15 protein-coding genes and 5 tRNA genes are annotated in these 21,494 nt (G+C 37.9%); 10 read left to right on the forward strand and 10 right to left on the reverse strand.

Translation table 11 applies throughout. From position 1 onward, the window contains the following. Positions 1–219: 219 nt before the first annotated feature. Positions 220–1,374, forward strand: coding sequence for a tRNA epoxyqueuosine(34) reductase QueG (gene queG / locus DK861_RS07145; protein ID WP_109399675.1), 1,155 nt, complete (start codon positions 220–222; stop codon positions 1,372–1,374). Positions 1,375–2,090: 716 nt separating this feature from the next. Here the strand turns inward: queG and DK861_RS07150 are convergent. From DK861_RS07150 to orn, 6 genes are all read right to left on the reverse strand, one after another. Next, a tRNA-Gly gene (locus tag DK861_RS07150) sits at positions 2,091–2,166 on the reverse strand. A 37-nt stretch (positions 2,167–2,203) separates the two neighbouring features. Next, positions 2,204–2,279: transfer RNA gene (locus DK861_RS07155), tRNA-Gly, on the reverse strand. A gap of 37 nt (positions 2,280–2,316) precedes the next feature. Continuing rightward, a tRNA-Gly gene (locus DK861_RS07160) sits at positions 2,317–2,392 on the reverse strand. Positions 2,393–2,429: 37 nt separating this feature from the next. Continuing rightward, positions 2,430–2,505 (reverse strand) — tRNA-Gly (locus DK861_RS07165). A 36-nt stretch (positions 2,506–2,541) separates the two neighbouring features. Beyond that, positions 2,542–2,617: transfer RNA gene (locus DK861_RS07170), tRNA-Gly, on the reverse strand. A 166-nt stretch (positions 2,618–2,783) separates the two neighbouring features. After that, positions 2,784–3,329, reverse strand: coding sequence for an oligoribonuclease (gene orn / locus DK861_RS07175; protein WP_006535770.1), 546 nt, complete (start codon positions 3,327–3,329; stop codon positions 2,784–2,786). Positions 3,330–3,444: 115 nt separating this feature from the next. Here orn and rsgA point away from each other — a divergent pair, with 115 nt between their 5' ends. The 8 genes from rsgA to DK861_RS07215 all read left to right on the forward strand — a co-directional run bounded on the left by rsgA (position 3,445) and on the right by DK861_RS07215 (position 16,062). Next, entirely contained in the window at positions 3,445–4,503 is a 1,059-nt protein-coding gene (gene rsgA, locus DK861_RS07180) for a small ribosomal subunit biogenesis GTPase RsgA (protein ID WP_109399676.1), read from the forward strand. An 87-nt stretch (positions 4,504–4,590) separates the two neighbouring features. Further along, the gene (gene asd / locus DK861_RS07185) at positions 4,591–5,487 is read left to right on the forward strand and encodes an archaetidylserine decarboxylase (protein ID WP_072064586.1); all 897 of its coding nucleotides are present in this window, start codon (positions 4,591–4,593) and stop codon (positions 5,485–5,487) included. 22 nt (positions 5,488–5,509) lie between these two features. Continuing rightward, complete coding sequence (mscM, locus tag DK861_RS07190; protein ID WP_109399677.1) at positions 5,510–8,845, forward strand: miniconductance mechanosensitive channel MscM; 3,336 nt, start codon at positions 5,510–5,512, stop codon at positions 8,843–8,845. Between the two features lie 1,326 nt (positions 8,846–10,171). Next, positions 10,172–11,047: a LysR family transcriptional regulator gene (locus DK861_RS07195; RefSeq protein WP_109399678.1), complete on the forward strand. Its 876-nt coding sequence runs from the start codon at positions 10,172–10,174 to the stop codon at positions 11,045–11,047. Positions 11,048–11,252: 205 nt separating this feature from the next. Continuing rightward, positions 11,253–11,774: a fimbrial protein gene (locus tag DK861_RS07200; RefSeq protein WP_109399679.1), complete on the forward strand. Its 522-nt coding sequence runs from the start codon at positions 11,253–11,255 to the stop codon at positions 11,772–11,774. Between the two features lie 58 nt (positions 11,775–11,832). Further along, positions 11,833–12,492: a molecular chaperone gene (locus DK861_RS07205; RefSeq protein WP_109399680.1), complete on the forward strand. Its 660-nt coding sequence runs from the start codon at positions 11,833–11,835 to the stop codon at positions 12,490–12,492. A gap of 12 nt (positions 12,493–12,504) precedes the next feature. Further along, the gene (locus DK861_RS07210; RefSeq protein WP_109399681.1) at positions 12,505–15,030 is read left to right on the forward strand and encodes a fimbria/pilus outer membrane usher protein; all 2,526 of its coding nucleotides are present in this window, start codon (positions 12,505–12,507) and stop codon (positions 15,028–15,030) included. 9 nt (positions 15,031–15,039) lie between these two features. After that, entirely contained in the window at positions 15,040–16,062 is a 1,023-nt protein-coding gene (locus tag DK861_RS07215; RefSeq protein WP_109399682.1) for a fimbrial protein, read from the forward strand. 70 nt (positions 16,063–16,132) lie between these two features. Here the strand turns inward: DK861_RS07215 and yigL are convergent, their stop codons facing one another. From yigL to pldA, 4 genes are all read right to left on the reverse strand, one after another. Next, positions 16,133–16,933: a sugar/pyridoxal phosphate phosphatase YigL gene (gene yigL, locus DK861_RS07220; protein WP_109399683.1), complete on the reverse strand. Its 801-nt coding sequence runs from the start codon at positions 16,931–16,933 to the stop codon at positions 16,133–16,135. A 12-nt stretch (positions 16,934–16,945) separates the two neighbouring features. After that, positions 16,946–17,950 carry a lysophospholipase L2 gene (gene pldB, locus DK861_RS07225; protein WP_072064589.1) on the reverse strand — a complete coding sequence of 335 codons (1,005 nt, stop codon included), beginning with the start codon at positions 17,948–17,950 and terminating at the stop codon, positions 16,946–16,948. Positions 17,951–17,968: 18 nt separating this feature from the next. Further along, complete coding sequence (recQ, locus tag DK861_RS07230; protein ID WP_109399684.1) at positions 17,969–19,798, reverse strand: ATP-dependent DNA helicase RecQ; 1,830 nt, start codon at positions 19,796–19,798, stop codon at positions 17,969–17,971. Between the two features lie 114 nt (positions 19,799–19,912). Further along, positions 19,913–20,788 (reverse strand): phospholipase A, encoded by an 876-nt coding sequence (gene pldA, locus DK861_RS07235; RefSeq protein ID WP_006535791.1) that lies wholly within the window; start codon positions 20,786–20,788, stop codon positions 19,913–19,915. A gap of 232 nt (positions 20,789–21,020) precedes the next feature. Here pldA and DK861_RS07240 point away from each other — a divergent pair, with 232 nt between their 5' ends. After that, entirely contained in the window at positions 21,021–21,488 is a 468-nt protein-coding gene (locus tag DK861_RS07240) for a thioesterase family protein (protein ID WP_109399685.1), read from the forward strand. Positions 21,489–21,494: the final 6 nt, after the last annotated feature.

Raw genomic sequence — 21,494 nt, forward strand, 5'->3', positions numbered from 1 at the left:
ATCTATTGTTAAGTTATAACCGCTTAATAAAGTGAGATCGTTGGAGAATATCAAATACTAAGCTTTATATGTTTTCTTAAGGCAAATAGTTATCGAAATCACTATCAAATAACCATACCATAAATCTATTTATTGCGAAGATTTTTCCTACTGCCTCACTATGATACACTGCGCGCTCTTAGGACTCACCTCTTACCTATTTATTGATTTGGTTTATTCATGTCATCACTTGATCTTAATCTTCTCGCTCAAAACATAAAATTATGGGGCTCTGAGCTAGGTTTTCAACAAACAGGAATATGTGATACTGACTTATCACTTGAAGAACCTCGCCTGCAAGCGTGGTTAGATAAGCAATATCATGGTGAAATGGCATGGATGGAAAAATATGGAATGACACGAGCCAGACCTCACGAATTGGTTCCGGGTACATTACGTGTTATCAGTGTCAGAATGAATTACCTCCCTACGGATGCGGCTTTTGCACGCACCTTAAATAATCCAGAACAAGGCTATATCAGCCGTTATGCGCTTGGTAGGGATTATCACAAAGTATTAAGACAGCGTCTTAAAAAACTCGGCGAAAGAATTTCACAATATTGTCAGCAATTTGAATATCAAGGGATAGTCAACTTTCGTCCTTTCGTTGATTCAGCACCGATTATGGAGCGCCCATTAGCCGTTAAGGCTGGGCTTGGTTGGGTTGGTAAACACTCACTTGTAATTAACAATCAAGCAGGCTCTTGGTTTTTCCTTGGTGAACTACTGATTGATTTGCCATTACCTACTGATAGCCCTGTTGAAGAACAATGCGGTAAATGTGTCGCCTGTATGACAACCTGTCCGACAGGTGCCATTGTTGAACCTTATACCATTGATGCTCGCCGTTGTATTTCTTATCTCACCATCGAGCTCGATGGAGCTATTCCTGAAGAATTTCGCCCTCTAATGGGTAATCGTATTTATGGTTGTGACGATTGCCAGCTTATCTGTCCTTGGAATCGTTTTTCATCACTGACTGACGAAGACGATTTCTCCCCAAGAAGAGCGCTTCATACCCCAGAATTACTCGATCTGTTTCAATGGAGTGAGGATAAATTTCTGCGTATCACCGAAGGTTCCCCGATCCGTCGTATTGGCTATTTACGTTGGCTTAGAAATATTAGCGTGGCGTTAGGAAATGCACCTTATCAAGATAAAATTATACTTGCCCTGCAAGAACGCTTTGGATTGAGTGATGTTTTAGATGAACATTTAAACTGGGCGATTGCACAACAGACAGCGAAGAGAAATAAAAAAGAAGTAAAAATACAGACTTCACAACAAAAACGCTTAGTAAGGGCGATAACTAAAGGCTTACCTCGTGATGCTTAATTTTTAACAGATTAAACACATTACGAGTAACCATTAATTTCCTCTGTGAATAAAATAAAAATCCCTTGTCTATCAACATGAACAAAAAATTCAAGCGAACTAAGACTCAAAATTTAAAAAAATAAAATGAACTTAGTTATCAATTAGATATAAAATCCAATCAATTTATTGAAGAGAATAATATCCTTATCACTTAAGGATACGTACTTGTGGATAACTCTGTGCAGTAAAAAAATAAATAGTGCTTAGATGCGGTTATTATTAGCATCTCACTGTGGATAAATCGATTTGGAAAGATTTTAAGAATAGTAGAATATATATCACATTTTTTTAAAGAAAAGCCTGAGAAACCCTTTTCTTTTTCTAAAATACTATTCAATGCATGTTTAACAGAATAAAGGCCTAAAACCTAAAAAATGATCTTGCCTCTGATTTCCCCTCTAAATGAGGAAAGGCGCACATTCTAGTGCTGTCAAATTAGAAATGCAAGCAAAGATCAAAGATAGATCACAAAAAAATAGCTTGATCTTACATGTAGTAATGACATTTTCTTTTTTGAACAAATATTCCGCACGCTCTTTTTACGCGTATTAAGTTACATCCCTCAATCTGCACCCTAAAACAGTGTAGTCGATATTAAAAAATGTGAGAGAAAAAACTTAAAATTTCTTTATGGGGATTAAAAATGAGATTTGGTAAGACAGAAGAGAAAAACTTGGAGCGGGAAACGAGACTCGAACTCGCGACCCCAACCTTGGCAAGGTTGTGCTCTACCAACTGAGCTATTCCCGCATTTGGTAAGTTTTGACAATCACTAGTATAAAAGACTTGGAGCGGGAAACGAGACTCGAACTCGCGACCCCAACCTTGGCAAGGTTGTGCTCTACCAACTGAGCTATTCCCGCATTTGGTAAGTTTTGACAATCACTAGTATAAAAGATTTGGAGCGGGAAACGAGACTCGAACTCGCGACCCCAACCTTGGCAAGGTTGTGCTCTACCAACTGAGCTATTCCCGCATCTGGTAAGTTTTGACAATCACTAGTATAAAAGAGTTGGAGCGGGAAACGAGACTCGAACTCGCGACCCCAACCTTGGCAAGGTTGTGCTCTACCAACTGAGCTATTCCCGCATCGCATAACACAACTAATAACTGTCTAAGAAAGATTGGAGCGGGAAACGAGACTCGAACTCGCGACCCCAACCTTGGCAAGGTTGTGCTCTACCAACTGAGCTATTCCCGCGTCTTTCTTACACCCGTACAAATAAAATTCTTCATCGGTACGGGAAGCGCATTATACGAGAAAAATGCTTAACCGCAAGCCCTTATCAACAAAAAAATGCGTTTTTTTGATTACATGCCGATAAAATCATCATAGTGATGTAATATCAATCATGAATGCACGCTTTTTACTCTTTAATAAAGGTTTTACGATAATAAGCAAGCTCTGCAATGGATTCACGAATATCATCCAATGCCTGATGAGTATTCTTTTTCTCAAAACCTTCTAAAATTTCAGGTTTCCAACGACGTGCTAATTCTTTTAATGTGCTCACATCAAGATAACGGTAGTGAAAATATTGCTCTAGTTCTGGCATATAACGATATAGAAAACGTCTATCTTGCCCCACACTATTACCGCAGATAGGTGATACGCCTTTCGGTACCCATTTTTCTAGGAATTCAATTGTCGCTTTTTGTGCTGAATTATCATCATATGAACTGGCTTTTACGCGCTCAACTAAGCCACTACCTGTGTGGGTACGTGTATTCCATTCATCCATTAAGCTTAATTGTTCATCAGATTGATGTACTGCAATTACTGGGCCTTCGGCTAAAATATTAAGTTGAGGATCTGTCACGATAGTGGCAATTTCTATGATACGGTCACATTCAGGATCAAGGCCTGTCATTTCCAGATCTATCCAGATCAGATTGTTCTCGCTTTTTGACATAATATATCCTAGCTGTTTCTAAGTGTGAGACATGATATTTTAGCGTTTATCATAGCGCGTTTACTCAATAAGCACGATAGAAGAACATCTAACCGAATAATACAAGTGAGGATCGGTGACAAAACGTAAATTATCTAAAGGCCAGCAACGCCGAGTACAAGAAAATCATAAAAAGCGTTTGCAGAGCAAAGAGAAAAAAAACCACGTTGAATTAGACGATACGCAATTAGGCGAAGTAACCGAAGGGCTAGTGATCAGCCGTTTTGGTCAACATGCAGATATCGAAGCAGCTGACGGCACAATTACACGATGCAATATTCGACGCACAATTTCATCACTGGTAACAGGTGATAAAGTTGTTTGGCGCCCTGCGCTACAAACACAAGAAAATGTCCGCGTAAATGGCATTGTAGAAGCCGTACACGAACGAACTTCAGTGCTTACTCGTCCTGACTATTATGATGGTATTAAGCCTATTGCCGCTAATATTGATCAAATTATTATCGTTTCGGCTATTTTGCCTGAACTTTCGTTAAATATTATCGACCGTTACCTTGTAGCATGTGAAACGTTAAATGTTGAGCCTTTAATTGTTCTCAATAAAATCGATATGCTAGATGAAGAAAGCCGTAAGACCGTTAGTGAATGGATGCAAACTTATAAAAATATTGGTTATCGTGTCCTTGAAGTCTCTAGCTATACCAAAGAAGGATTAGAAGCGCTGACTCAAGAGCTTATTGGACGCATCTCTATTTTTGCAGGGCAATCTGGTGTTGGTAAATCGAGTTTACTTAACACGCTGTTACCACCAATGGAAGAAAGCATTGTTGTTAATCAAGTTTCTGATAACTCTGGTTTAGGTCAACATACCACAACAGCATCACGCCTTTACCATTTCCCACAAGGTGGCGATGTAATTGACTCTCCGGGTGTGCGTGAATTTGGTTTATGGCACTTAACGCCAGAACAAGTAACAAAAGGTTTTGTTGAATTCAGACCGTATCTTGGTGGTTGTAAATTCCGCGATTGTAAGCACTTAGACGATCCGGGTTGCTTAATAAGTGAAGCGGTGAGAAACAACGAAATTGCAGAAACACGATTTGAAAATTACCATCGAATTTTAGAAAGTATGAGTCAGGTGAAAGTTCGTAAGAACATTAATTTAGACTCTTAACAATTGATTCACTGACAACCCTATTAAGGGTGAGTACAATAGACCCCTTTTGTCTATTTTTATCGTTTAATCCCAGAGGTTGCCATTTTGGACAAGCTAAAAATTAAACTACAGTATTTATTGCCTAAATTATGGCTAACACAGTTAGCTGGCTGGTTCGCAAATAAAAAAGCGGGTGCTATCACCCAGTTTGTTATCAAGGCTTTTGCAAAAGCTTATAAAGTTGATATGAATGAAGCGAAAGATAGCCAGTTTCAAGCTTATTCCACTTTCAATGACTTTTTTATTCGCGCCTTAAAAGACGGTGCTCGCCCTATTATTGAAGGTAATGACAAACTTGCATTACCAGCTGATGGTGCAGTAAGCCAACTTGGTCCAATTCAAGATGATCAAATCTTGCAAGCCAAAGGGCATCACTACACCCTTGAAGCATTACTTGCTGGTAATTTTATGTTGGCAGATAAGTTCCGTAATGGTCAGTTTATTACGACATATCTTTCACCTCGTGATTACCACCGAGTTCATATGCCTTGCGATGGTTTATTAAAAGAGATGATTTATGTTCCAGGTGATCTCTTCTCTGTTAATCCATTAACAGCGGCTAATGTCCCTAATTTATTTGCACGTAATGAACGTATTATTTGTCTCTTTGAAACACAATTTGGCCCAATGATACAAATTTTGGTTGGTGCAACAATTGTCGGTAGTATTGAAACGGTTTGGTGTGGCATGGTCACGCCACCTCGCGAAGGTATTATTAAACGTTGGACATATCCTCAAGCGGATAAAGCAGGAGCGATATTCTTGAAAAAAGGTGAAGAGATGGGGCGATTCAAGTTAGGCTCAACAGTCATCAATCTTTTCCCAGAAAATACCGTTCAACTGAATAAAGATCTTATGAATGGCTCCGTTACATTAATGGGAGAACAATTGGGTTCCATCATTAATGTCGCTGGTAATGACAACAATGCCATCAGTGAATAACACGTAATTCGGAGTAACCTTTGTGCGCCTGATAATCAGTCTTTTCTTCTCGCTTTTTTTGACATTTTCATTCAGTACATCCGCAATATCAGCAGATGTAGAAAAATTGCGTCAAGATATAAAACAACTTGAAGGAAGTACCAATCCTCAAGATATTGAGACAGTTCAGGCGCTACAAGGCACTATCAATTGGATTAATGATGGTGAAAAAGCGCAAGCAAATGCAGATAATTATCAAAAAGCTATTGATGATTATCCAGAGATCACGAAAGAACTCAGAACTAAGCTTCTTGAAGAAAGCCACTCAGTTCCAACTATCCCAGAAAAAATTAGCATTCCTGATTTAGAACAGAAAATTATTCAAGTCAGTAGCCAATTAATGGAGCAAGCAAGGCTTCAACAACAAGAGCAAGACAAAAGCCGAGAAATTAATGAATCGTTAAACTTATTACCCCAACAGCTTTCTGAAGCACGCCGTTTACTCAGTGACGCGACAGCAAGACTCGCGGCTGTCAGTGCGTCAACAACACCGTTAACAGAAGCACAAAATAAGCTCACACAAGCAGAAGTTACCGCACGTAAAGCCATGGTTAATGAGCTTGAAATGGCACAACTTTCAGCTAATAACCGCCAAGAAATCGCTCGCCTTCGCTTAGAATTGTTTAAGAAACGCTATCAGCGCCTTGATGTACAACTACAACAATTACGCAGCTTATTAAATATAAAGCGCCAAGAAGTCGCTGATCTCGCATTAGAGAAAACAGAGATGTTAGCGGAGAAAGGTGGCGAGCTTCCTGAGTTTCTGACAAAGCAGATCCAAACTAACCGTGAACTCTCTCAAATCCTGAATAAACAAACACAGGAAATGAGCGAACTGTCAGAAAAACAGCGTATTACCACACAACAGACACAACAAGTTCGCCAAACACTCACCACGATCCGAGAACAAGCACAGTGGTTAAGTGGCTCGACAGCATTAGGTGAAGCATTAAGAACACAGCTTTCCCGCTTACCCGAAATGCCTCGTTCACAAGAGCTTGATAGAGATATCATTCAATTACGTGTTGAACGTTTACGTTATGAGGATATGCTGGAAAACTTAAGTAAAATCCAGCCACCAGAAACGGCTGATGGTTCTAAATTACCTGAAGCTCAGCAATATATTTTTGATTCTCTTATCCAGGCACGTCATGAATTATTGAATTCGTTGCTATCTGGTTATGACTCTCAAATTCTTGAATTAACAAAACTAAAAGTTGCGACAACACAATTAGCCGATGCTTTAAAAGAAACAAAAGACGCGACAAACCGTTATATGTTCTGGGTTGCTGATATGAGCCCAATCAAATTTAATTATCCAGTTCTATTAGTCAAAGATATCACTCGACTGCTTTCATTAGATACCTTTTCACAATTAGGTCATGCTGCTATCAGCATGCTTAAAAATCAGGATACATTCCTATTCTTATTTGTCACTTTATCCATTGTGGGCTTTAGCCTGCGCACTCGAAAACATTACAACGCATTCCTTGAAAGAGTCAGTAACCGTATCGGTAAAGTCACTCAAGATCATTTTTCACTGACGATACGTACCGTTTTTTGGTCTATTTTAATTGCACTTCCGCTACCGCTGTTATGGTCTGCCGTCGGTTATGGCTTACAAAGTGTTGAATGGCGTTATCCAATGGCCGGCGCGATTGGCTATGGTGTAACAGCCGCCGCTCCCGTGTTGTGGCTATTTATGATCAGTGCAACCTTCGCACGGCATAACGGCCTATTTATTGCTCAATTTAAATGGAAAGAGAGCCGTGTTAAAAAAGCAATGCGCTTTTACCAACTCTCTATTTTTGTCATCGTTCCACTGATGATGTCATTAATTACCTTTGAATATTATAGCGATAGAGAATTTGCACCGACGGTCGGTCGCTTCTGTTTCTTACTACTCTGTATCGCCCTAAGCTTTATTACGTCTAGCCTTAAAAAAGCTCACGTTCCGCTTTATCTTGATAAACATGGATCTGGTGATAACCTGATCAACACCATTTTATGGTGGTTCTTACTGGTTGCGCCTGTTATTGCAGGTTTAGCCGCCGTCTTAGGTTACCTTTCTACCTCGATTGTCTTGCTCGGTCGTTTAGAAATGTCTGTCGCCATTTGGTTTGCTCTACTGATTATCTACCATATTATTCAGCGATGGATGCTTATTCAGCGCCGAAAATTAGCCTTTGAACGTGCTAAACAAAAGCGTGCAGAAATTCTGGCACAGCGCGCAAAAGGTGAAGATGAAAATACGATTGTCGGAAGCAGTGGTGAAAGCACAGCAGGACTTGAAATTGAAGCTCAAGAAATAGATCTTGATGCGATCAGTGCGCAATCTATTGGTTTAGTTCGTTCTATTCTGACTATGATTGCATTAGTCTCGATGATCTTATTGTGGTCTGAATTAAACACAGCGTTCTCTTTCGTCGACAATATCCGACTTTGGGATGTCACCTCATCGGTGAATGGTGTTAACACAGTGCAACCTATCACCATGGGCTCTATTCTAGTGGCGATCCTTGTCATTATTATTACAACCCAATTAGTTCGAAATCTCCCTGCGTTACTTGAGTTGGCTATTTTACAGCATCTTGATTTAACGCCCGGTACAGGTTACGCCATTACCACCATGACCAAATACACCATCACCTTAATTGGTAGTATCGTGGGTTTCTCTTTATTAGGGATTGAATGGTCAAAATTACAGTGGCTAGTGGCAGCAATGGGGGTCGGATTAGGTTTTGGTTTACAAGAAATTTTTGCCAACATCATTTCAGGTTTGATGATCTTATTTGAAAAACCAATTCGTATTGGCGATACCGTTACCATTCGTAATTTGACCGGAAATATCTCTAAGATCAACACGCGAGCAACTACGTTAACCGACTGGGATAGAAAAGAAATTATCGTACCGAACAAAGCCTTTATTACAGAGCAATTTATTAACTGGTCACTATCAGATTCAATTACGCGTATCGTAATGACAATCCCAGCACCAGCAGACTGCAACAGTGAGCAAGTGACCAATGTGTTATTAGAAGCCTCAAAACGTTCTACGATGATTTTAGAAAACCCTGCGCCTGAGGTTTATCTGGTCGATTTACAGCAAGGTATTCAAATTTTCGAACTACGTGTTTATGCAGCAGAGATGGGACACAGAATGCCAGCAAGACACGAGATCCATCAAAATATTCTCTTAGCCTTTGCAGAACACGGTATTCCATTACCGTTCCCACCATTCCAAGCAAGAGTGGATATGATGGGTAATACAATTCGCAGCTCAATGCGCGCAACACCAAGAGAAGTCGGTGGATTATAAGTTCGGTTTCAATTAATTTGATAAAAAGCCATTATCTTATAGAAAAATTACGAAAGATAATGGCTTTACTCTTTCCTTTCTCATTTTTTTCAACCTCTTTTATGATGCTTTCTTCACCCTATACTGTGTATCTATTTCTCTTATAGCTCATTGATTGTATAAAATTAATCCGCATTTTCTTTTTAGTCTCTTATTTCTAAAAAAAGGAAAATTATTTTTTGATTTTTTGTTTAATAAAATTGATAAGTAATAACTCAAAGAAACTATCTATCACTCGATGGTAATATGAAGATAATAAAGTGAGCATCATAAAGAGAGTGTTACTTTTTCTGGTGAATATTATTAATACAATATATTTTTCTAACAAAACACCAATTCAGCCAGGTGATAAAACGCCATTTTGGATACGGCATTTAATTTATCTCAAGGTGAAATGTATTTTATCTCACCTTTATTATTTTACTGCCTCATTGACGACACTGAGCGCTTAACTAAAACCAACCTCCAACTATTGACCTAAATCATATTTTTACGTTTTTACACTTAATTTAACTCCCTCAATGAGTAGAAATTGCTTTTTGTTAGCTTTTAACTTTTAAAGTATTATCTTTAGCTGATCATTTTGCCTCTCTAAGTTAAATAAATTAAGCCATTTATAGCTAACAAAACTTAGCGTCTGCATTTAAAATACCAGCAGCTTTACATATTAAAATATCTCTGCATCCCCATATTTAACACTAAGCACAGTCTAATTTGGATTATCACATAGTGTTTGTTATCAAAAGTGATCTTCTTTTTCTTTCTTTAATCATTTTAAGCTAAATATAGAAATATTTAATATTTTAAGTTTTAATACTAAAAAAGAATAAGAACAAATTAAAAACAAAAAGTAAAACAATTAAAAATAATAAATTTAAGAAAATTAAAAAACAAAAAAATAAAAAACACCAATTAGTTTAAAATCGTGAATTAATATGATTAAAATTATAAACGAATAAAAAACAGAACCAATAAAAATATAGATATAAAATCTCATTAACTATTATAAATAATACTTTTTAATTATATGAACAATATTAAAAAAAGAATAAAAATGTTCTAAATCTTATTTATAAGATCATATTATCAAATAATAAAAATAAAAAATAATAAATATCTCTTCTAAAATTTTTTCTATTGATTGAAAAATAACATTACAGCTTATAATGTTAATATTTTTTAAACTTGATTTAAAAATGAGTATTCTTACCTATTAACAATGCTAAGATATATTGCTAGCTTCATTTTTAATGAGTATTAAATAAACAATAATAAGAAGGTTCCATTATGGAAAAATCCCGAACGACTCTCGATCAGTGGATTACCTTACAAGCCGTCGTTGACTACGGTGGCTTTGCTCAGGCCGCAGATGCATTACATAGAACACAATCATCAATTAGCTATACTATCAATAAATTAGAGCAAACTTTAGGAGTTGAAATCCTCTCTTTAGAAAAAAGACGTGCAGTACTCACTCACGAAGGTAAATTGTTACTTGAACTCTCTAGAGAAATAACTGAAAAAGCAATCTCATTAGAAAAAAAAGCTAAAAATTTAATGTTTAACAACAAGTTAAAGATAAACATAGTCATCGATCCTTTATATATTTCAGGTCTTTTCTGGAATAAAATTTCCCAATTTATTAAAGAAAATAAACACTATGATATTAATATTCATAAAACAGCACTCAGTAAATCAGATATTTTAGCGCAAAAAGATCAAGATTTGGTAATAACACATTATAATGTGAAATCACTACAACCCATTGATTTAGAAAGTATTAAAACAGTATTAGTCACACATCCGAAGAGTGTTTTACAACATCTTCAACATGATGAGTTATCTAAGGAATTACAAAGACATACCTATATTTCTCTACTCGCTGATGACTCAAATGCCGATCATAATAACCAAGTTATTCAAGTGGGCTCTGTGGAAACAGCGATAAACTTTGTCAAGCAAGGTCTGGGTTATTCTCGGCTTCCCCTGACCGTTGTTCAGGAAGAGTTGAATAAAAATACGATAAAACAATTAAATATACATAGTGAAGATAAAGAATATAAATTCTACCTTTATTTGAATAAAAATTCATTTTCAACAGAAGACATAAAAAACTTATTATCCTTAATAAACAATCCACATCAAAATTTAATTATTGATTAATTAAACGTTATTTTTAATTTTAAAAACGAACATTAAACAATTTGATATAAAGACAAAAAAAACTCATGTAAATCTTTATTAACTTAAATTTTTTGTGATGTTATATTTTATTGGCATATTCCCTATGCGAATAAACTAATACTTAAATCTATACTTATAAATAAATTAAAAAGTAACAATAACTACTTTTTATATAGGACCACTCATGAGCAAATTAAATAAACCTCTCTATTTATTAGGGATGAGTCTCTCTCTACTTTCTGTACCTGCTGCTTTTGCATCGGGCACAATTAACTTTTTCGGAGAAATAACAGATCAAGCCTGTACTGTGGATAGTTCTTCTAAAAATCTAACCGTAGATTTAGGAAAAGTATCATCAAAAAGTTTAGCAACAAAAGGGGAAGTTGCTGGCCTTAAAGATTTCACAATCAAACTGATTGATTGCCCTGTAAATACCACTGTCTCTGTCCGTTTTGGCGGGACACGTGATGCCATTGATAGCGATATTTTAGCCATTGAGCAAGTTTCAGGTGGCGCGACAAATGTGGGTATCGCTCTCTTTGAAAAAGATGCCGTATCTCAAATAAACCTATATGACGATTCGAAAGAAGTCGAAATCAATGGAACTGAAATTAACTTAGATTATGTTGCACGCTACAAAGCAACAGCACAAGCAACACCAGGGCCAGCTAACGGATCAGCCGTTTATAGCATCCAATATAAATAATAAAAACGAGGGTAATACTTATTACCCTCTTATTTCCCTTAATCTTGTGGCGCCATTTATGAAAAAGAATATTTTTCTAACTCTATTTTTATTATTTTCTCTCATAACGGTAAGCCATGCTGCTGGAATAAGTGTGGGGGGAACTCGGTTTGTTTATAACGATAATGCTCGTGAAATAAGCATTCCTATTCTAAATACCGATAAAGAAAAACCTTATCTTATCCAGAGTTGGGTCTCTGCTTTTCAAGGTACAGAAAAAACGCCTTTTATTGCAACACCCCCGCTTTTTCGTATCGAACCTGATGGCACAGGAACTGCACGTATTTCCTATACTGGTGAACCGTTAAATTCAAATACTGAAGTCGTCTATTGGCTGAATATAAAATCAATTCCACCTGTTGAAAAAAGTCCTGAAAATCAATTACAACTAGTGATTAACTCTCAATTTAAACTCTTTTTACGCTCTCATGATATTGAGCCGCTTAATTTTAATAACGTTGAGTTATCCAAACAAAGCCAAGGGTTGGTGCTTAATAACAAAACACCTTATCACCTCACGATTAAACATATTTTTATTGATGATAAACGCTACCCTTACGACCCTTTAATCAACCCTCATCAAGAAGTAGTGTTACTTAAAGAGAGTCCTATTTCCCAAAAAGTCACTGTGCAGTTTATTAATGACTACGGTGCAACTGTAGATAAAGTATTAAATTAAGAGTACAGAGTTATGACTTTATCCATCATCGCGTTATCTACAAAACGATTATCGGTATTTCCTACTGATAATCTCTATCGCCACTGTGTACTAGCTATGGCAATAGCCTCTATTTTATTTCCTTATCAGGTGATTGCTGAAGAGCAATTTAACCCTGATGCACTCAACTTAGGAATAGAAAATCAAGTCGCAGATATTAATAGCCTTGATTATTTTTCTTATGCGGGAGGACAGCTTCCTGGTGTCTACTCTGTTGATATTTATCTCAATAATAAATTAATCGATAATCGCCAAGTCCGTTTTATTTTCGATGAAGAAAAAAAGGTACTGACACCTGAACTCACCAAACAAGATTTATTAAATTGGGGAGTAAAAGAGTCTGTGACTTCGCAATTTAACCAGCAAGCGAGTACATCAACAGTTACCGATATTGCTAGCGTTATTCCGAATGCAAAATATGAGTATGATTTTTCACGAGCACGTTTGTCGTTTTCTATACCACAAATTGCTTTATACAATTATGGGCAAGGCTATATTCCACCAGCACAGTGGAACGATGGCATAAATGCCGCCTTTGTAAATTACACTTATCGTCAAAATCAGTATTGGTATCGTGACCAAAACAACAGTAACTCTATTTTCTTAGGATTACGAAGTGGTGTTAATGTTGGCGCTTGGCGTTTACGTAACCACAGTAACTACAATAAAAATAGTGATAACTCATCTCAATGGAATAGCTTGCAGACTTATGTTGAGCGAGATATTCGTCGTTTAAAAAGTCGTTTAACTATCGGTGAAACGGCTTCTGATAACGATGTATTGGAGAGCATTCCTTATCGTGGTATTAAATTAGCTTCTGATGAAAGCATGTTGCCACAAAGCCAACGTGGATTTGCTCCTATCGTCAGAGGTATCGCGCAAAGTAATGCCGTTGTCACCATTCGACAAAATAACAGCATCATCTATCAGACCTCCGTTCCACCGGGTGAGTTTGCTATTTCAGATTTATATCCCACTTCTTACAGCGGTGATTTACAAGTTACGATTGAAGAAGCCGACGGAACAACCCGTACTTTTTCACAACCTTTTTCTGCTGTTCCCATGATGCAACGCGCGGGTAGCCTAAAATACAGTGTAGATATTGGTAAATATTATGCAGATACGGCTGCGAGGAAACCTAATTTCTTTCAAACCTCAGCTATTTATGGACTTCCTTACAATCTCTCCATTTATGGTGGCACATTAATCTCTGCTGATTATCAAGCTTATGCATTAGGTACTGGGGTTAATCTTGGCTATTTAGGTGCCGTTTCTGCGGATATAACTCACGCGAGAACAACCTTAATAAATAACGATGAAGCCCAAGGGCAATCTTATCGTGTTCAATATTCTAAATATTTACCTGATACTAAAACGGGTTTTTCACTGGCTTCTTATCGCTATTCAACAAAAGATTATTACGATTTCTCGGCAGCTAATGAACGTTTTTCTCATCTTTATCGTAAGAAAAAACAGTTCCAGTTATCCGTATCACAATCTTTAGGAGATATGGGTTATCTCTCATTAAATGGTTATCAACAATATTATTGGTATCAAGACAGAGTCGATCGCAATATGAATGTGAGTTTTAACTCAAATTATCGAGCTTTAAGTTATAGCGTCTCTTATGCTTATAACAAGCGTCAAGAAAGTGGGTTAACCGATCAGATTTTATCTATTAATTTTAGTCTTCCGTTTAATGTTGGTCAGAATAACAACTGGTTAAGTTATCGCTATAACACCAGTAAACAAGGTGATTCTATTAGCTCAGTGAGTTTAAGTGGTACTCAGTTGGAAGATAACAACCTGCAATATGATATTTCACAAAACTACAATCATTCTCGTCAAGAATACAGTGGCTCTGTTAATGGCAACTACAGTGCTTCAGGGGGTGAAATCAGTGCGGGTTACAGTTACGACAAACGTTATCAATCAATGAATTGGGGGGCAACAGGTGCACTTTTAGTTCATCAAGGTGGGATCACACCATCACGAACCATTTACGATTCTGCCATTTTAATTAAAGCAGAAGATGTTGATAACTTGAAAGTCAGTAGCGCACAAAGCCTTTATACCAATGCACAAGGTTATGCTGTTATTCCTAATGTTTCACGTTATGAACGGAATAAAGTGACGGTTGATCCGGCTTCTTTAACGGGGAATAACGACGTTGAATTAACATCGACAACCGTTATTCCAACTAAAGGAGCAATTGTCTTAGCCGATTTCAAAGCAAGAAAAGGCGCTCGTGTACTTGCAAACTTGCACTACAACGGAACACCACTGCCATTTGGTACTCAAGTTGAAATTTATAAAGACGATCAGGTGCTTTCAAGTGGAATTGTGGCCAATGATGGTGAGGTTTTCTTAAATGGCGTACCCGAACACAGCCAGCTACGAGCTAAATGGGGCAACAGTGCTATTGAACAGTGCCAAACGACGTTAAATGTGGATCTTGCCTTAGAAAAAATCCAATTTTTACAACTTGAATGCAGATAGGTGATCACAATGAATAAATCTATAACTCTTGGTTGTCTGTCTGCTATTTTGTATACATCAACCACATTTGCAGAATTTAGGGCTGAATTTACCACTAAAACGGTCACCTATTCTGCTCCTATTTATGTCTCACGTTCAGCGCCGATTTTAACCGAAATCGCTACTATTCCGTTAGGAACGATGAACGCATGGACATGGTGGAACCTCTCCGGTAGTGCAGTAAGACCTGGGATTTATTTACCGGGCTCTTTAAATGCATCAAGCCCAAAAGTGAATGGCGCTTATGTCAAAGAACTTAACAGCAGTGGTGTAGGTTATACCTTACATGGCACCATTAACGGGAGTTGTAGTGGCTCTGCTTATGTCGATGGTCAGCAAAATATTGATGGTAACTACAGTAATCGCCTTATTTGCTCAACCTATGCTACCAGTGGTAATTATTCTGTTTCATTAGAAATGAAGCTTTATAAATTACGAGATAATGTAAAATCACAAACCATCCCTGCTTCATGGGTGGCAATGTTAATTATCTACAACAATGGCTTTATCACTAGTGACTATGTGGGGAAAGTAGAACCCAAAATTAACCTCTCATCATTAAATATTATCTCAAGTGGTTGTGATGTGGTGAATAACAACATTAATGTCCCACTCGGTGCAGTTCCTAAATCAAGTTTTAACGGTGTTGGCTCTGTAAGCCCCGAAAGTATTAAAAATTTTAATATCGACTTGAGTTGTGATCCTGTTTCACCAATCAAAATTCGGTTTGAGGGCGTCGCTGATGATCAACAAACTGCTGGAACCATTGGTTTAAGTAATCCAACAGACAGCAATACTGCCAAGGGTTACGGTATCCAAGTTAAATATAAAAATCAGCCTATTAAGCTAGGACAACTCATTACTGTGAGTGAAGAAAATAGCGGTGCAGGGAGTTATTCTATCCCTTTGGAGGCAGGCTATATCCAAACCGCTGATACAACGAGCGCAGGCAAAGCCAATGGGACATTACAGTTTACGATGCAATATCACTGACGAAATGTAGGCAGATTTAAAAAGAAAAAGGCGAACAACACATCTTATTCGCCTTTTTCTTTAGAAGGGATCACACTTGGTATAAGTTACGTAAATAATGAGGAACGGCTTCATCCGCGTTAGTACCGATCACTTCCATATTGGGTAGCAGATCTTTTAATGCCTGATGGGCATTTTCCATAATGCAGCCTTTACCCGCTATCTTGAGCATCTCTTTGTCATTCATACCGTCGCCAAACGCGATAGCATCTTTCGCAGAGTGTTGCATCAGTTCAGCTACTTTCTCTAGCGCCTCACCTTTAGATACACCACCCGCCATCACTTCTAAACAATTACGCAGTGAGAAACTCACATTGACCTTATCACCCCAGCGCTGATTAATTTCATTCTCTAGCTTCAGTAATAGCTCATGATCCTCAGAGGTGAAAAAGACCTTACAGACATTGGTAGTCGGGAATCCTGTTTTACAATATAACTCATAGCTAAAGTCTGATTCTCGAAAAAACTCACAAGCCCCCGGCATCTCTTTATTAACATACCAATAGTCACCAGCATAAATATTAGTTTCAATTTCAGGGTGATCAAAAACCATAAGAGCCAAGTCATAAGCAATTTCAGGCTCAAGATCTTGGCTAAAAATAAGGTCACCATGCGTGTTATGCACTCGTGCACCATTAGAGGTTATCATATAAGCGTTAATGCCTAATCCATCACGAATTTGAGCAACATCAACATGATGACGACCTGTTGCGAATACAAAATGCACCCCTTTATTAATAAGTAGGTGCAGGGTTTCTTGCGTATAGGGAGTTAATACATGATTAGGTGATAACAACGTGCCATCAAGATCTGAAGCGACTATCGAATACATACACATTCCTGATTAAAATAAATGCTTATCATAAAACTCACAGATTTCATTTAATGCTTGTGAGCGTAGCTTATCTATTTCGAACAAGATTTCATGATGCGCACCCTCAATCACCAGTGGCAATTTTTGTTTTTCTTCTCTTGTTCTGGACTGACTATAACGTTCACAGAAAGCCCTTAGCTCTTGATTATCTACCACCTTATCAAGCTCTGCTTCGAGCACTAATAGAGGGGTATTAATCTCTCCCGCATGTTCAATTAACCAATCTCCCATTTTTAGACTCTCTCCCATCCAATGATAAGTAGGTCCACCTAATCGCAGTTCTGGAAAATCAGCATAATAACGTAAATATCGGCGATATCGCTCATGGCTATGTGTTAACACATTAAGGATAAATGGCAGTGGAAACCATTTACCTGTTGATACCGCGTAATTATTTCTTTCAGATTGACTCTGTTCAGCTCGGTTAACTAAAAAATTAGCCACCCAGCGAGGTATGGGTAATTTAATACCAAACATCGGCGCACTTAATGCCGCAGCTTTAAAAACATGAGTTTGCTTTAGAAGATATCCCGCTAAGATAGCCCCTCCCATTGAGTGAGCTAATGCAAAATAATGCGGGTATTGAAAAGGCAGCACTATCGTATCGACGAACGTCGAGAAATCATCGATATAATCACTAAATTTCTCTACATGTCCTTTTTGCGTATCTTCTAACAGTCTGTCAGAAAGCCCTTGTCCTCGATGATCGAGAAGAAAAACATCATAGCCTGAGTGAAAAAAATCGAATGCAACTTCAGGGTACTTTACATAGCTTTCACTACGGCCCGAAGCAATAACTAGAGCTTTATTGTGCGATGGTGAGCGCCAATAAACATAGCGAATTTTGGCGCCATCAACACCAACAAACTCACCTTCTTCGCGTTGCCCCCAAAAATCCAATAAGACGCCGTTCGTAAATGCAGAAAACTGCTTTTCACGCGATAACCACGAATATTTAAACAAAGTGGTTGTCATTGACTCTCCTTATTAGCGTTATTCAAAGCCCTCAATATGGTCACGAATGAGTGTCATAAAAGCAGGTCCAAATCGTTCTAATTTTCGTTGTCCGACACCGTTTATTAATAATAACTCATCAGGATAAACAGGGCATTGTTCTGCCATTTCAATCAATGTGACATCATTAAAAACGACAAATGGTGGAATGTTTTCTTCATCAGCAATAGATTTACGCAATTTACGTAGTTTCGCAAATAATTTTCTATCGTACTGTCTATGGGTATTTTTTGTTTGTTGATTACGGCTTTTTGTCGGGCTTAATAATCTAGGCACGGCTAATTGTAATGGCACTTCACCACGTAAGATGGGTCTTGCCATTTCTGTCAGTTGTAATGCAGAGCGATGGACAATATTTTGTGTCACCATACCTAAATGAATAAGCTGGCGGATCACACTCACCCAATGTTCATGGCTTTGCGCTTTACCAATACCATAAACAGGTAATGTATCGTGTCCCAAATCCCGAATACGCTGATTATTCGCGCCTCTTAAAATTTCAACAATATAACCAATACCAAAGTGCTGACCAGTACGATAAATACAGGACAATGCCTTTTGTGCATCCACTAAACCATCATATTGCTTAGGGGGATCAAGACAAATATCGCAGTTACCACAAGCATTTTGTCGATGCTCATCGAAGTAATTTAGTAACACTAAACGTCGGCATGTTTGCGCTTCAGCAAATGCTCCCATTGCGTTGAGCTTATGCATTTCAATCGCTTTTTGGTCGCTTTCTGGCTTTTCATCTAAACAACGACGCAACCACGCCATATCGGCAGGATCATAAAATAATACCGCTTCCGCGGGCAACCCATCTCGCCCTGCTCGTCCTGTTTCTTGGTAATAAGATTCAATATTTCGCGGAATATCAAAGTGAACGACAAATCGGACATTGGGTTTATTAATGCCCATACCAAATGCAACAGTGGCAACCACAATTTGCAAATCATCACGTTGGAAAGCTTCTTGTACTTTAGCACGTTGTGCAATTTCCATTCCCGCATGATAACCCGCAATACTTAATCCTCGTTTACTCAGGCGTTCTGCGGTTTCTTCGACTTTACTGCGACTATTACAATAAATAATGCCTGATTTTCCTTTTTGGCCACGAATAAATAGCCAAAGTTGATCAAGTGGTTTGTATTTCTCTACTAAAGTGTAGCGGATATTCGGTCTATCAAAACTGCTGATATGAATTAAGGGATCACGCAACACTAGCTGATTAATAATATCGTAACGTGTTGTATTATCGGCCGTTGCCGTCAGTGCAATAATGGGAACATCAGCAATATATTGTCTTAATAACCCTATACCGCGATATTCAGGACGAAAATCATGTCCCCATTGTGAAATACAGTGCGCTTCATCAACAGCCAGTAATACCGGTTTCCACTGCACTAATTGATGAAGAAAACTCTCCATCATTAAACGTTCAGGGGCAATATACAGCAGTTTTATTTCACCCTTTTGACAACGTATTTGAACATCAAGCTGCTCTTCACGCGTTTGGGTTGAATTTAAATAAGCCGCTTCAATACCATGAAGGCAAAGTTGATCAACCTGATCTTTCATCAGTGAGATGAGTGGCGAAACAACCACTGTCAGCCCATCAAGCAATAAGGCGGGAATTTGATAACAAAGAGATTTACCACCCCCTGTCGGCATCACAACTAGACAATCTCTCCCAGTTGTAATGGTATGGATGACTTCTTGCTGACCAGGACGAAATTGCTGATACCCAAAGGTTTCTCGCAAAATAGCCTGTGCTGATGGCATTGAGTTAAGAACTTCTGCTGTGGACACACCGTTCCTCTGAAAAGCTGCTGATAAAAACTATGATGAGGAGTAAAAGAAAAGGCACCAATGTGAAGGTGCCATCATCATTTATAGCGCTATGCTAACCCAGAACGGAGAAAATTACAGCATATCATTCAGCATCACACCCACACCAACCCGTGTCTGGCGAAAATTATAGTCAATCATCGATTCGCCATAGCCACTAAATACTTGGGTATAAAAACGTACATGCTTAGTGATTGGGTAACTCCAGCCTAATTCAGCCGCCCCATAACCACTGTTCCAGTTATAACGTCCAGTTGCGGTGATCACACTTTCGCCTAGTCGATAGCCCACTTTTAAACGGTAATAACCCATATAGCGATTAATATCTGGATTATCATCACGTTGAGCACTTTCACTAAAGCGATACCAAGGCTTTAGATCAAGCTGTAAATTGCCTTTTTGTGCCATAAAACGCGCATAAGCGCGGTTCCAGCTACGAGAGGTGGGATCAGAACGACCATTCGATTCGTGATTAAAACCTGTTTCTATTTCACGAAGTGTCCAACCTGCAAATTTATAGTCTGTTGCCCAGCCTAGAAAAAGTTGCGGTTCATAGTTTGTTTCACGGAAAGGGGCTGATTCTTTCTTATTACTTAATTGCCACCAAGAACGTTGAGTATAAGATGCCGCTAAAACAGAGTTTTCGCCCGCAATACCGCGCCACAAAGGGAAGGCCAAACTGAGCTGAAATTTCACCTCATCTTTTTTAGCCTTATTACCCCAATCATAACTTTGAATAGCCTCTTTATTCATATCAGAGGTGTCAGTGTAAATAATATAATTGGATTCATAAGGATAAAGAACAAAAGGTGAATCGTATTCTTGTAATAAACCAGAAATGATACTGCCCTGAACAAGCGGTGCAGGAGATGATGATGCTTGAATTTCTGATGCAAATCCCCATGCTGGATAGAATAAAACCACCGCAAGTAAAGAACGGATGTAACGCATAGTTAATTATCCTGTTTCATTATTGAATAATATAGAAGTTAGTACTTACTTTAGAATTAGTTCTTATATATGTGCTTTATTGCACTTTAGCGTCCATATTTTACACGTAATTGCCATTAAATCTCGTATATTTTCACATCATTATATTTATAGCACGAATGTGCAATTACGAATTTGTCATGTATCATTAACATAATATTAACTTAATGATGTGATATTAGAGGTTCTAAAAATGGAAAAACTGTTAACATTAGAAGAGGCTCAAACACTAATTGGTCATGTTTTTGTTTATAAGATGCCCTTTAATCAATTAATTGGCTTAGAGCTAGTTCGTTTTGAGCAAGACTACGCTGAAATTCAATTTCGGTATCAAGATAAACTTGTTGGTAATATTGCTCAACGTATCTTACATGGTGGGCTTATTGCTTCTGTACTTGATGTCAGCGCGGGATTAGTTTGTGTCGGTAACGCATTAACACGTTTAGCACCAATATCCCAAGAGCAACTCGAACAAAAACTCGCTAATATGGGCACTATTGATTTACGTGTTGATTATTTAAGACCGGGACGTGGAGAATGTTTTACTGCAAGTAGCCATATTTTACGCAGTGGTAATAAAGTGTCTGTTGCTCGTGTTGAATTACATAATGAAAAACAAATTCATATTGCGAGTGGGACAGCAACTTATATTGTAGGTTAAGCCTTT

Source organism: Proteus sp. TJ1640, from assembly GCF_003144445.1.
GTDB classification, from domain to species: domain Bacteria; phylum Pseudomonadota; class Gammaproteobacteria; order Enterobacterales; family Enterobacteriaceae; genus Proteus; species Proteus penneri.

Coding starts and splice junctions, on each gene's coding strand:
- queG (WP_109399675.1), top strand. CDS start 220: ATGTCATCACTTGATCTTAATCTTCTCGCTCAAAACATAAAATTATGG.
- orn (WP_006535770.1), bottom strand. CDS start 3,329: ATGTCAAAAAGCGAGAACAATCTGATCTGGATAGATCTGGAAATGACA.
- DK861_RS07195 (WP_109399678.1), top strand. CDS start 10,172: ATGGAAAAATCCCGAACGACTCTCGATCAGTGGATTACCTTACAAGCC.
- DK861_RS07200 (WP_109399679.1), top strand. CDS start 11,253: ATGAGCAAATTAAATAAACCTCTCTATTTATTAGGGATGAGTCTCTCT.
- DK861_RS07205 (WP_109399680.1), top strand. CDS start 11,833: ATGAAAAAGAATATTTTTCTAACTCTATTTTTATTATTTTCTCTCATA.
- DK861_RS07210 (WP_109399681.1), top strand. CDS start 12,505: ATGACTTTATCCATCATCGCGTTATCTACAAAACGATTATCGGTATTT.
- DK861_RS07215 (WP_109399682.1), top strand. CDS start 15,040: ATGAATAAATCTATAACTCTTGGTTGTCTGTCTGCTATTTTGTATACA.
- yigL (WP_109399683.1), bottom strand. CDS start 16,933: ATGTATTCGATAGTCGCTTCAGATCTTGATGGCACGTTGTTATCACCT.
- pldB (WP_072064589.1), bottom strand. CDS start 17,950: ATGACAACCACTTTGTTTAAATATTCGTGGTTATCGCGTGAAAAGCAG.
- pldA (WP_006535791.1), bottom strand. CDS start 20,788: ATGCGTTACATCCGTTCTTTACTTGCGGTGGTTTTATTCTATCCAGCA.
- DK861_RS07240 (WP_109399685.1), top strand. CDS start 21,021: ATGGAAAAACTGTTAACATTAGAAGAGGCTCAAACACTAATTGGTCAT.